Raw genomic sequence first — 11482 nt, forward strand, 5'->3', positions numbered from 1 at the left:
CAAACCGGGCTGCCTGCGCTGGATAGCCAAGCTTAAAACCGTAAGCCAATTTAAACGAGGGACTCCGGGATTAGTTTGCCCAACGCGCCTTGCCAAGAGTCGTGTGCGCTGCACAGAGCGTATAAAAATATTTATACTATTGTGTTTTCAAAAGTGCGTGCTCATGGGGAAAGCTTTGGCGCTGAGCAACTAATGTTTCCTGATGAAATCTAGCCGACACGGGCGAGCAAAAGTACCTTTAAAACCTGTGTAAGTATTTTCTGCCGTATTCTGCGCTAAGTACTTACACGATGAATGAACATACTTAGCGATTCCAAGCATCGCGGTGGCCAAATACTTAAAAAACCGAGCAACTTAGACAAAAGCCGTTATTGTACAACTTCGCCGGAATAGCGGCGTACATAATGGCCCTGTTCCCAGCCCCGGCTGCTCACCCACCAGTGCTACTCCTGGCTTAGCTTATGATAGAGAATTCCTTGTTGACTGCCTACCAAGAGCAGCCCAACATCTGGGATGAGATGTTTCACCATAACGGCATCCGCCCCGAGTACCGCAACTTTGTCTCGGCCCTCGAGAAAATGCCCCCCACGGAGCTAGCCCGCAAGGACGAGCTGGCCCGCAAGCTCTTCATGAGCCAGGGCGTCACGTTCACGGTGTACAGCAGCGGCGAGGGCATCGAAAAAATCTTTCCCTTTGACATCATTCCCCGCATCATTCAGCACGCCGAATGGCTGCATATTGAAGCCGGAATCAAGCAGCGGCTGAAGGCGCTGAATCTCTTCCTCAAGGACATCTACCACGAACAGTTCATCCTCAAGGATGGTCTGATTCCGGCCACGCTCATTTATTCCTGCCCCCAGTTTCTGCGGGAGATGATGAACGTGAAGGTACCCCACGACATTTACACCCACATTGCGGGCGTCGACCTGATTCGGAATTCGGACGGGCATTTCTACGTGCTGGAGGACAACCTGCGCACGCCGTCGGGGGTGTCGTACATGCTCGAAAACCGCAGCATTACCTCACGCCTCTACCCTGATCTGCTGCCCAAGAACAGCGTGCAGCCCGTGCGCAAGTACCCCGAGTTGCTGTTTCGGAACCTGATGGACTTGGCCGATCGCCACATCAGCGCCCCTACGGTGGTGCTGCTCTCGCCGGGCATTTACAACTCGGCGTACTACGAGCATGCCACCCTGGCCCGGCTCATGGGCATCGAGCTGGTGCAGGGCAGTGACCTGGTGGTGCACAACCACCACGTGTTCATGAAAACCACGAAGGGCCTGAAGCAGGTAGACGTGATTTACCGCCGCGTCGACGACGAGTTTCTGGACCCGCTGGTGTTCCGGCCCGACAGTGCCCTGGGCGTGCCCGGCATGTACGCCGCCTATCGCAAAGGCAACGTGGCCATCGTGAATGCCATGGGCAACGGTGTGGCCGACGACAAAGCCGTGTACTGCTACGTGCCCCAGATGATTAGGTATTACCTCAACGAAGAGCCCCTTCTGCAAACGGTGCCCACTTACCAGCTGAGCGATCCGGACCTGCGCAAAATGGTGTTTGAGCGCATGGACCAGATGGTCATTAAGAAGACCAACGAGTCGGGGGGGTACGGTATGCTAATAGGCAGCAGCGCCACCGAGCAGCAGATGCGGGAGTTCCGCGCGGCCATCACCCAGGATCCGCGCAGCTTCATTGCCCAGCCCATCATCAGCTTGTCCTCCACGCCCTGTTACCTCAACGGCGTGCTGCAGCCCCGCCGTGTGGACCTGCGGCCGTATGCCCTGTACGGACCCCAGGGCATCGACCTGGTGCCCGGTGGCCTCACGCGCGTAGCCCTGCAGGAAGGCTCGCTGGTGGTAAACTCCTCGCAAGGCGGCGGCAGCAAAGACACCTGGGTGCTGGGGCCCGAAAATTACTAAAGCTGGAAAATGAGGAAAAGAAAGTAGCCTATGGACTACTTCCCAACCCCTGGTTTTTCGTTCTCATTGACAATATGTTAAGTCGCGTTGCTGACACTATCTATTGGCTGGCCCGGTATATGGACCGAACCCAGGCCATGCTGCAGGTCATTCGCACCCACTACCAGGCGTCGCAGGACAGCCCCAGTGAATTCAGCTGGCGTTCCCTGCTCTACAGCTACGGCGGCAGCCTCCAGCTCGAAGAAGTGGCCGCGCTGGAGCGGGACACGCCCCGGGTGCTCGAGCGCATTATTCTGGCCAAAGACAACCCCACTTCGGCTTTCAACAGCGTGCTGCAGGCCCGCGAGAATGCCCGCGCCGTGCAAGACCACATCACGCAGGAAGTGTGGCAGTGCCTGAACAGCTTTTACCACGCCATCCGGGAGGGCGAAATACCGGACCAGGTTCGCTTCGGTGACCCCTTGTCGGGCATCGATGCCCTGATGCGCCACGGCTTGGTATTCATTGGGGCCGTGCAAAACACCATGCCGCGCGACGAAAGCTACGGGTACCTGAACTTGGGCAAGCTACTGGAGCGGGCTTTGCAAACCACTGACACGCTGCGCGTGCAGTGGCTGAACGTAGCGGCTCAGACGCTACCCGAAACGGTGATTCCGCAGCTGCGCTACCTGGTGCATTCCATATCCGGCCAGGAGCTGTACCTGAAAACCTACCGCGGCAACTTCAATCCCGACAGCGTGCTGCAGTTTGTGCTACACAACGCCTATTTCACGCATTCCCTGCACTCGTGCCTGAGCCGGCTGAGCTGGTACTTCGAGCGATTGAAATCGGATAGCCTGCCCGAAAGCCACGAGAAGCTGGCGTTCCTGATTGGGCGCCTGGCCAACCAAGTGAAGTTCACCGACGTGTCGGCCCGCGACCCACAACAGCTCAACGACTTTCTGCTGGACACCCGCAAGGAGTTGCTCAGCATTGCAGTGGCCTTGGGCAAAAACTATTTGGGGAAAAGCTAAAACGAGCGTATGCCATCCTACACCATCAAGCACATCACGCGCTACTCGTACGCCGCCGAGGTCGTGGACGGCGCCAACCAGATTATGTTGTATCCGCTCCCCGACGAGCGGCTGCAGGTGGCCAGGCACCAAGTATGCGTTTCCAGCGACTCCGGCAACCGGCATGGCCCACCTATTGACACTTACGTGGACGCCTTCGGCAACACCGTGGGCGTCTTTACGGTGCTCGAGCCCCACACCGTTCTCGTGATTGAGTCCTTGGCCGACGTCACCACCCATCCCATCCAGTTTCCGATGGATGAGCAGCCCGCCGAGCATCAGTGGCAGGATTTGCGGAGCCGGCAGTTCGACCCGGCCTTTATCGACTTTCTGAGCCCCGAAGATTTCAAGTCATTGGCCGACGTCAAAACCACCCTTAGCCGGCTGACCAGCCCAACGGAAAAGCCGCTAAAGAATGCCCTGGTGCTCTCCGAATATGTCTTTGAGCACTTTGACTACCGCCAGGGCGTAACCAACATCGAGACCCCGGCCGAAGAAATCTGGCAGCTCAAGGCGGGTGTGTGTCAGGACTTCGCCCACATCCTGCAGGCTTTGCTGCGGCAGATAGGCATTCCGGCCCGCTACGTAAGCGGGTACGTGTGCCCTAAGAAAGAGGAGGGAGAAGCCGAGGTGCGCGGCATTGGCGCCACCCACGCCTGGGTAGAAGCCTACATTCCCTTTTACGGCTGGCTGGGCCTTGACCCCACCAACAACACCATCGTGAACGATGGCCACGTGCGCATGGCCATTGGCCGCAATTTCCCGGATTGCACGCCCGTAAAGGGAACGTACAAAGGCATTGGCACCCACAAACTGCACGTATCGGTGCACATCGACTACGCCAACCCCATGCCGGCCGACCCCCCAGCCCTGGCGCCTGCCCCCGTGTACGAGGTGCCGGATCCCAAAATGCCCGCGAATTCTTTTCGGCTGTACCAGGAACAGCAACAACAGCAACAATAGCGCAGCTAGGTCGGAGGGAGTCGCCAGTCAAAGTCCGAGGAACTGGCAAGGACATCGCTTAACAGGTGCGGAATTCCGTCCCATGAGTCCTTCGGAATCCTTCAAATGGCTGCTTCCGGTGCGCGCCATCAGGTCCAATAAAGTCCTTTTCGGTGAACATACAACCGGTTTGAGGAATCAGGGACCTCAAGCTACGGAACGTACAGGTTATGTCAGTTAGTGAAGCACCATTATGTTTGATAGGCTTCACCTTCCGCTCGTGCTTACACGCGCTTTGCACCCCTACGCCAGCTACCCGAAGTGACGGCCGCTGGCGCAAAAAGGTCACGGAAAAGCCGCTTAACGTAAGGCGAGGGGCTGTGGCAAAACGCCCCGCCGTGAATCAGGGGGGGCGCATCGGCGCCTAGCCGAGGCAAACAGGCTGGCGCCGCGCCCCGTGGTGGCCGCAGGTCGGGGCTTCCATACCCCGTGTTCAGCCTACGGCGGGGCGTTTTGCCCCAGCCCCGGCATATCTAAGACATATACTCTTCAGTTACTTCAGTTACAACAGGCTTCAGCTAACAATGGCGTAGGGCTGAGCTAGGGTGGAAGAAAAAAGCAAAATTCCCTTTAGTTTAACTTCACTATGTCCTTTAGACCCGCCTGATGCCTTAACGGGCATAAAGATTAAAGTGAACCTCTTCATTAAGTTACTGGAAAACCTTGCCTAAAGGCCTGCGTTGAACATGTCAACCGCCATTTTTTGAGGATAGGGTTTTATAGCTGTTTTCCAAAAATGACGCTTAGAATCAAGCCTGTAGGGGAAGCGAGATTTTCTTAAGCCGAGTTGGCTTAGGCTTCTGTCTTGCGCAAGCCACTACAAGTGCAGAGTTTTCCAAAAAAACATTTCAAAACCTAAAAGTATGAGGAGACTACCCGTCTATTTATTATTGGACACCTCTGGATCCATGACTGGGGAGCCCATTGAGGCAGTTAAAAATGGGGTTCAGGTCATGATCAGCTCGCTGCGGCAGAATCCGCAGGCGATTGAGACTGCCTTCATCAGCATCATCACCTTTGATAGTGAGGCCAAACAAGTGGTGCCGTTAACCGACTTGGCTTCGTTTCAGATGGTGGACATCCGAGCTACCGGCACTACCAGCCTCGGCGAGGCGCTGAAGCTGGTTTCTACCTGCATGGACAATGAGGTTACGAAGACCACGGCGGAGCAAAAAGGCGACTGGAAACCCCTGGTGTTCATCATGACGGATGGTATTCCCACCGATGACTGGCAGCTTGGCCTGGAAGAATTCAGAAAACGAAAAACCGCTTTTACCGTGGCCTGCGCCGCGGGCGGCGCCGCCGATTCTTCGTTGTTGAAGCAGATCACGGAAAATGTCGTCAGCCTTGATACCGCCGACAGCCAAAGCATTGCCAAGTTCTTTACTTGGGTGAGTGCCTCCATTGGCGTTTCCTCGACCAAAGTGGAGGATGGCGGCCAGGAAGTGACCGGTATGGGAGAATTACCCCCGCCTCCTGCTGAGTTGAATATCGTTACGTAAGCGATTAGCCCCTCTCCTCCTGGCCAGGAAGAGGCTGGGAAAACTAGCCCCAGCCTCTTCCTTTTTTTCGGAATGTTTAGGCCCAGCGACCAAAGACGATCAGGTAGGGAAAGCCTAACGGGTAGGCTGAACGGCAACCCGTTAGACGAAGAGTGAGCACCAGAAAAAGAGTTTAAAACAATAAGCCCAGAAGCAGGAATGGCCGATGCAAAACAACTGGTGACGGATCTTTTCAAAAGCAACGGCATACTCATTCCCGAGCACCGCAAGAAGCTGTTCGACCGCTTTTTACTGGCAGAACAGAACCTTGCCATTCTCCACCAGCTCAGAAAAAACCAGGAACAACTCATGGCGAATTGGAAAACTGAAGATAGAATAGCTGAGATCGTGCAACAGCCCATTCGTATTCCCAATGCTACCGTGGGCAAGCCCTACGCGGCCCCGTTTGACTTCGAGCAATATGGGTGGAACGACCTTATCGCCTTCAAAATAGAAGGTCTGGAAGCCCTGGGGCTAACCTACAGCGCCGAAAACAACCAGCTTACCGGGGTTCCCACCCAAAGCGGCGACCTGAAATTTTCAGTTCATTTCAAAGTGGAAGGGCAGCCGGAGGAAGCTCCCTTTCACCAAAAAGACATTCTGCTCATCATCAACCCGGATCCCAAGAGCCTCTGGCAAAACCTGGCGAGCGACCAGAATGATCCCTACTGGAAGCCAGACGAGGTCACCTTGTTCGCTCCCCTAGGCGACCGGCACCTGGTGGTGTCCTCCAAACGCGGGCGCTCCCACGCCACGGTGGGCTCGTTCCGGGAAGATGACTTTGCCTTCCGGGAGCTGCCCAATGGCTGGAACGTCGTGGTGGTGGCTGATGGGGCCGGCAGCGCTAAACTGTCCCGCAAAGGATCGGCGCTGGCCTGTGCCGGCGTGGTCGACTATTTTCTGGACCCCGCCTCCGTAGCAAGCATGGCCGAGTTTGACGACTTGGTGCAACAGCACGCGCGCCAGACCGGAGCCGACACCCAGAAAAACCTGAACCGCTTCGTTTACAATAACCTGGGTAAAGCCGCTTTCCAGGTACACAAACAGCTGGAGAGCTTCGCCAAGGCCCAGGCGGTCACGTTGAAAGACCTAAGCAGTACGCTCATCTTCACCCTGTTCAAGAAGTACGATGTGGGGTACGCCTTGCTGTCCTTCGGCGTGGGGGATTGCCCCATTGCCGTGCTCAGCAAAGACGTGACCGAAGTGACGCTCCTGAACTGGCTGGACGTGGGCGAATTCGGGGGCGGTACCCGGTTCATTACCATGCCCGAGATTTTCCAGAGTGAAAAGTTTGCTACCCGCTTCGGGTTTAAACTGCTCGACGATTTCTCGTACCTGATCATGATGTCCGATGGCATCTATGACCCTAAGTTCGTGGTGGAGGCCAACCTGCCTGACATTGCCAAGTGGCAAGAGTTTCTGGCGGATTTACAGGGGCAAAACGAGGAGAAGGCGGCGGTAGAACTGAGCACCGCTAATCCCGACATTGAAGCGCAGCTCTCCCACTGGATGGATTTCTGGAGTCCCGGCAACCACGACGACCGAACCCTGGCCATTGTCTTCTAGCCCTTGTCGGGGAAATAACCAGAAAACGCACCTGAAGCAGAGCACTTACTTTATTACAGCCTCGAACCTGTGAGCCAAAGCAGCATCCCCAACTTTCTCAATAAACCCGGTCAAACCGTGCCCTCGGTGCCGTCCATCATCACGCCCGGTAAAACCTACCAGTACGTGGATAATGGCGAGCCCATGCGGGGCGGTATGAAGGACGTTTATTTCGGGCCCGATAAATCGTACGTAATCGCTTTTTACCGCGACAAGCAGGATTACAATTCCCGGGAACGGCTGAAGAAACTGGTGACGCAGTATTACGATAGCTTCTTCAACCGCGAAGGCGGCGAGTACTACAAGGAGCTGTACTGCTGGCCTACCGACCTGGTGGAAACCACCGACGGGAAAGTGGGCTTGGTGGTGCCGACCTACAACAGGAACTTCTTTTTCAAGCAAGGCTACGCCACCAGCGAAGGCATTAAAGGCAAAGAGAAACAGGGCTTGTGGTTTGCCTCGGCCAAGTTCCGGCACCCGCAGTTCGCCTTGCGGCTGGATGAAAGCGAGTTAGGCAACTGGCTCAGCTATTTCCAGATCTGCGTGAAAATTGCCCGGGGGGTGAAACGCCTGCACGCCGCCGGCCTGGCCCATTCCGATTTATCCTATAAAAACGTCCTGATTGATCCGGTCAGTAAATCAGCCACCATCATTGACATTGACGGGCTGGTAGTACCCGGTTTGTACCCCCCAGATGTTATCGGCACCGCCGACTTTATTGCCCCGGAGGTCCTGGCCACCAAACACCTGCCCCTGCGCGACCCTAACCGCAAGCACGCCAACCGCACCACCGACCTGCATGCCCTGCCGGTCATGATTTACCTGTACCTGCTCTACCGGCACCCGCTGAAAGGAGGAAAAGTCAACTCCCTGGATACGGAACAAGACGATCTGCTGTCTATGGGGGAGAAGGCCTTGTTCATTGAGCACCCGACTGACGCTTCTAACCGGCCGAAAATGAATCAGGTGTCTAAGTGGACGCTGCCTTGGGCGGATGTTGCTAAGCTGCCCTACACCATCACCGGGCCCTATTTGAAAGCTTTGTTTGATCAGGCCTTTGTCACGGGCCTGCACGACCCCAACCACCGGCCTAACGCTGACCAGTGGGAACAGGCCCTGCTCAAAACCACCGATCTGATGCAGCCCTGCAGCAACCCTAAATGCCAGCAGCAGTGGTTTGTGTTTGATAATACCACCTCGCCCAAGTGCCCGTTTTGCGGCACGCCGGTGAAAGGAGCCCTGCCCGTGTTGGACCTGTACTATGAATTCAAGCCCACCGTCTGGCGCCCCGAGCAGCACCGCCTTATGGTCTACCACAACCAATACCTGTTCCAGTGGCACGTGAACCGGCACGTGGTCAGAAACGAAAAACTGACCGCTGAGCAAAAGATCCCGGTGGGGTATTTCACCTTCCACCATAATAAGTGGGTATTGGTAAACCAGAAACTCCCCTCCTTGAAAGACCTTACCGAAGACAAAGAGATACCCGTCAACACCATGGTAGACCTTACGGACGGCAAGAAACTATTGCTGTCTACGGAAGAAGGCGGCCGGGTGGTGGTGATTACCATGGCCAATAAGTAGCGCTGCTACGGTCATAAGAAATTAGAAAGAGCCGCGAAGTCTGTCGGAAATAGAACCTTTAAACGTACCAACCCTTACCAAGATGAAAATCAAGCCACTAGGAATACTTGTTGTTCTGCTAATCATGGGGGTACTGGCGTATTTCGCCCTCCGTCCTCGTTTAACGGGGGGCAATTCTGACCCGGCTACCTTCTCCACTGACTCGCCCACCATACCCGGCAGCAACCGGCCCACGGACAATACTACGGCCGCACCGACTGCCGCAACTGCCACCCCTCCTACCCCGGCTGCCGGCCCTGCCGAGGAAACCCGGGAGTTCAGCTACTCGCCCGAGAAACCGGTGAATGGCACGCTGCGCGGGGTAGTGGAAGTGGGGGCCACGGGATTTAACTCCTTTGTCATCAACATGGACCGCCAGAAACGCTGGGAGATTGTCTCCAAGGATTTCGGCGAATCCCTGGCCTACGAAGGCCTGGCCACCACCGAAGACATCCGGGCCGGTCTCAAAAAATATTTGTCGGCCATGTTTGACAAAGGCGTGGCCAAAAACAACATGCACTTTGTGATATCCTCGGGCGCCCAGAAAGAGCCCAAAACCACTACTATCAGCAATGAACTCAAGAAGATGGGCTATGTGGTGAACAATGTCACCGCCGAGCAGGAAGGCAAATTGGGCTTTAATGCCACCGTTCCGCCCGCCTTCGCCGATAATTCTTTCCTGGTAGACATCGGCTCCGGTAATACCAAGATCTCCTGGCAGGAGAATGGCCGCCTGCAATCCCTGGAGTTGCCCGGCGCCAAGTACTACGAAAAAGGCACGCCCGATGAGCAGGTGTACAGCCAGGTGAAAACGCTGGTGGCCAAAATACCGGCGAACAAGCGCAATGTGGGCTTCATTCTGGGGGGGGTACCCTTCACTCTGGCTAAGCAGCACCGCCAAGGAGAAGAAAGGTATACCGTATTAAGGGCTCCGCAGGCGTATAAGGCCGCTGACAAGAAAATGGCCTCGGGGTTGACTATCTACCAAGGCCTGGCTGAGGCGACCGGCACCGACACCTTTGTGTTTGACTGGGATGCCAACTTTACCATCGGGTTCCTGCTGAGCCTCAACCAGTAAGTTCTCTTCCTATGAGTTTCTTAAAGCAGTTGCTGACGCCGTTTGTGGAGTTTGAAAACGATTCCCAGCAAGGACCGGCAAAACCGAATCCCCCGGTCACCGCTCCGGCTTCACCAGTGGTGACCGCGCCAACGCCCGATTTTTTCCCTACCCCGGCTCTGCCAGCAGCCCCCGAGAACGCCCAGCATCCCTTGATCAATGGCCCGGCCCCGCCCAGCGCTATTCCGGACCATGTTCCCACCTATTCGGCGGGAGGCACCATCACGGAACCTTTGCCCGAGCACGAAGAGTACTTTGAACGGTTGATTGAGGAAGCGAACGTCCGCAACCCCTTGTTCCAGGGACCGGATTACAAAGAGTTCGTGGACAGCAAACTAGACATTGACGACATTCAGGACGAAGCCCTCAAGTACCAGACTGCTTACAACGTTTTAAAAAGTAGTGGCCTTACCAAAGAAAAGCTCCTCTCCACCGGCCAGGAATACCTGAACCTGATTGGTCGGGACTTGAATGCCTTTCAGAGCGCCCACGCGCAGCAGTACCAGAAAGAGGTGCGACCCAAGGAAGAGCTGATCCAGCAGAAAGCGCAGGAACTGCAAACCCTTACCCAACGCGTAAATACCCTGAAAGCGGAAATCAACCAGCTATCCCAGGAAATCACCCTCACGAAAGATAAAATGAACACCACTAAAAACTCCTTTTTACTGGCGGGCGAAAACAAGCAAAAGGAAATACAAACGGAACTACGGAAAATAACGCAACATTTTTAGGAGTTATTAATCACGAGCCGGGACAACTACCGCAGGGGAAGAATCTCAGCAGTAAAACTTAGAAGCCCAGGCGGTGGAGCGCTGCTTCCTCCACCTCCCTAGGCTGCAGGGTAAGCGTTACCGTAACGGGCGGCTTCCCATACCTGGTAAACGCGACCTCGTAGAGAGTACCTTCCTCGAGCACCCGCACTACTCCCCCCCTCAGGCGCGGGGGAAGGTTATGCTCGGGATACGCCCAGAGGGGGCGCATTATCGTTCCAGCTAGCATTGTAAGAAGGGCGCTAAAAGGTGTGCGATGGTGATTTCGGTACGATTTAGTAGCAGCAGCTGATAAAAGATAGCTAGCGGACTACTTGGGCTAGTGTTGGCAGAAAGCTCCTATTAAATAGGTTAACATCTTTTCGGTTGGCGAAATAAGAGCGATGAGCTGGCAGCTCTAGAAGCTCGCCTAAGGGAGCTGCATAGAGGAGCACCAGCACTGATTGATGGCCAGGCGCCCCCGTACGAAAGCCGAAGATCAGTTTCTGTTCCTTTTCTCGTATGAGAATACACTGCGCGCGCGCTTTGCCTTCGCTAGAGCTTGTGCGGTAGACATTTTCTATTTCGGTGGGAGTGGCTGGGATGACGGACTTTCACCGTAGCGACTACCCTGTCCCACTCTACCAGCGGGACAGGGTAGTCGTACCGCGCGCGCGTTGTTTGTTAGGTTGTCAGCAGAATTTTGCTGACCTTCTCTTTCTGGATAAATTGTCTTTAATCGATTTTTACTATGAAGCTTTCGCTACCGAAGCGCGTTGGTGGGTTATGGGTGGTGCTGGTCCTGACGGTGCTGGCCTCCCTCGGCCTAACACCCACGGCGCAGGCCTCCCACATTCGGGCCGGCGACATCCAA

At 55.5% G+C, this 11482-nt stretch carries 8 protein-coding genes; all 8 read left to right on the forward strand.

Annotation, left to right across the window (positions count from 1 at the left end):
- The first annotated feature begins 461 nt into the window (after positions 1 to 461).
- Complete coding sequence (locus ACW9KT_RS22005; RefSeq protein ID WP_457084500.1) at positions 462 to 1919, forward strand: circularly permuted type 2 ATP-grasp protein; 1458 nt, start codon at positions 462 to 464, stop codon at positions 1917 to 1919.
- Positions 1920 to 1993: 74 nt separating this feature from the next.
- Positions 1994 to 2932 carry an alpha-E domain-containing protein gene (locus ACW9KT_RS22010; RefSeq protein WP_457084502.1) on the forward strand — a complete coding sequence of 313 codons (939 nt, stop codon included), beginning with the start codon at positions 1994 to 1996 and terminating at the stop codon, positions 2930 to 2932.
- A gap of 9 nt (positions 2933 to 2941) precedes the next feature.
- Positions 2942 to 3934 (forward strand): transglutaminase family protein, encoded by a 993-nt coding sequence (locus tag ACW9KT_RS22015; protein ID WP_457084504.1) that lies wholly within the window; start codon positions 2942 to 2944, stop codon positions 3932 to 3934.
- Positions 3935 to 4863: 929 nt separating this feature from the next.
- On the forward strand, positions 4864 to 5475 hold the full coding sequence (locus ACW9KT_RS22020) for a vWA domain-containing protein (RefSeq protein ID WP_457084506.1): 612 nt from the start codon (positions 4864 to 4866) through the stop codon (positions 5473 to 5475).
- Between the two features lie 198 nt (positions 5476 to 5673).
- Positions 5674 to 7080, forward strand: a complete 1407-nt coding sequence (locus ACW9KT_RS22025; RefSeq protein WP_457084507.1) for a PP2C family serine/threonine-protein phosphatase — start codon at positions 5674 to 5676, stop codon at positions 7078 to 7080.
- 69 nt (positions 7081 to 7149) lie between these two features.
- Entirely contained in the window at positions 7150 to 8703 is a 1554-nt protein-coding gene (locus tag ACW9KT_RS22030) for a protein kinase domain-containing protein (RefSeq protein WP_457084508.1), read from the forward strand.
- 82 nt (positions 8704 to 8785) lie between these two features.
- Positions 8786 to 9820, forward strand: coding sequence for a hypothetical protein (locus tag ACW9KT_RS22035; RefSeq protein ID WP_457084510.1), 1035 nt, complete (start codon positions 8786 to 8788; stop codon positions 9818 to 9820).
- Positions 9821 to 9831: 11 nt separating this feature from the next.
- Complete coding sequence (locus ACW9KT_RS22040) at positions 9832 to 10590, forward strand: hypothetical protein (RefSeq protein WP_457084512.1); 759 nt, start codon at positions 9832 to 9834, stop codon at positions 10588 to 10590.
- Positions 10591 to 11482: the final 892 nt, after the last annotated feature.

Source organism: Hymenobacter sp. HD11105 (assembly GCF_054051685.1).

Bases quoted from the DNA above. Each gene is read 5' to 3' on its own strand.
- ACW9KT_RS22040 (WP_457084512.1), top strand. From the start codon at position 9,832: ATGAGTTTCTTAAAGCAGTTGCTGACGCCGTTTGTGGAGTTTGAAAAC.
- ACW9KT_RS22025 (WP_457084507.1), top strand. From the start codon at position 5,674: ATGGCCGATGCAAAACAACTGGTGACGGATCTTTTCAAAAGCAACGGC.
- ACW9KT_RS22005 (WP_457084500.1), top strand. From the start codon at position 462: ATGATAGAGAATTCCTTGTTGACTGCCTACCAAGAGCAGCCCAACATC.
- ACW9KT_RS22015 (WP_457084504.1), top strand. From the start codon at position 2,942: ATGCCATCCTACACCATCAAGCACATCACGCGCTACTCGTACGCCGCC.
- ACW9KT_RS22010 (WP_457084502.1), top strand. From the start codon at position 1,994: ATGTTAAGTCGCGTTGCTGACACTATCTATTGGCTGGCCCGGTATATG.
- ACW9KT_RS22035 (WP_457084510.1), top strand. From the start codon at position 8,786: ATGAAAATCAAGCCACTAGGAATACTTGTTGTTCTGCTAATCATGGGG.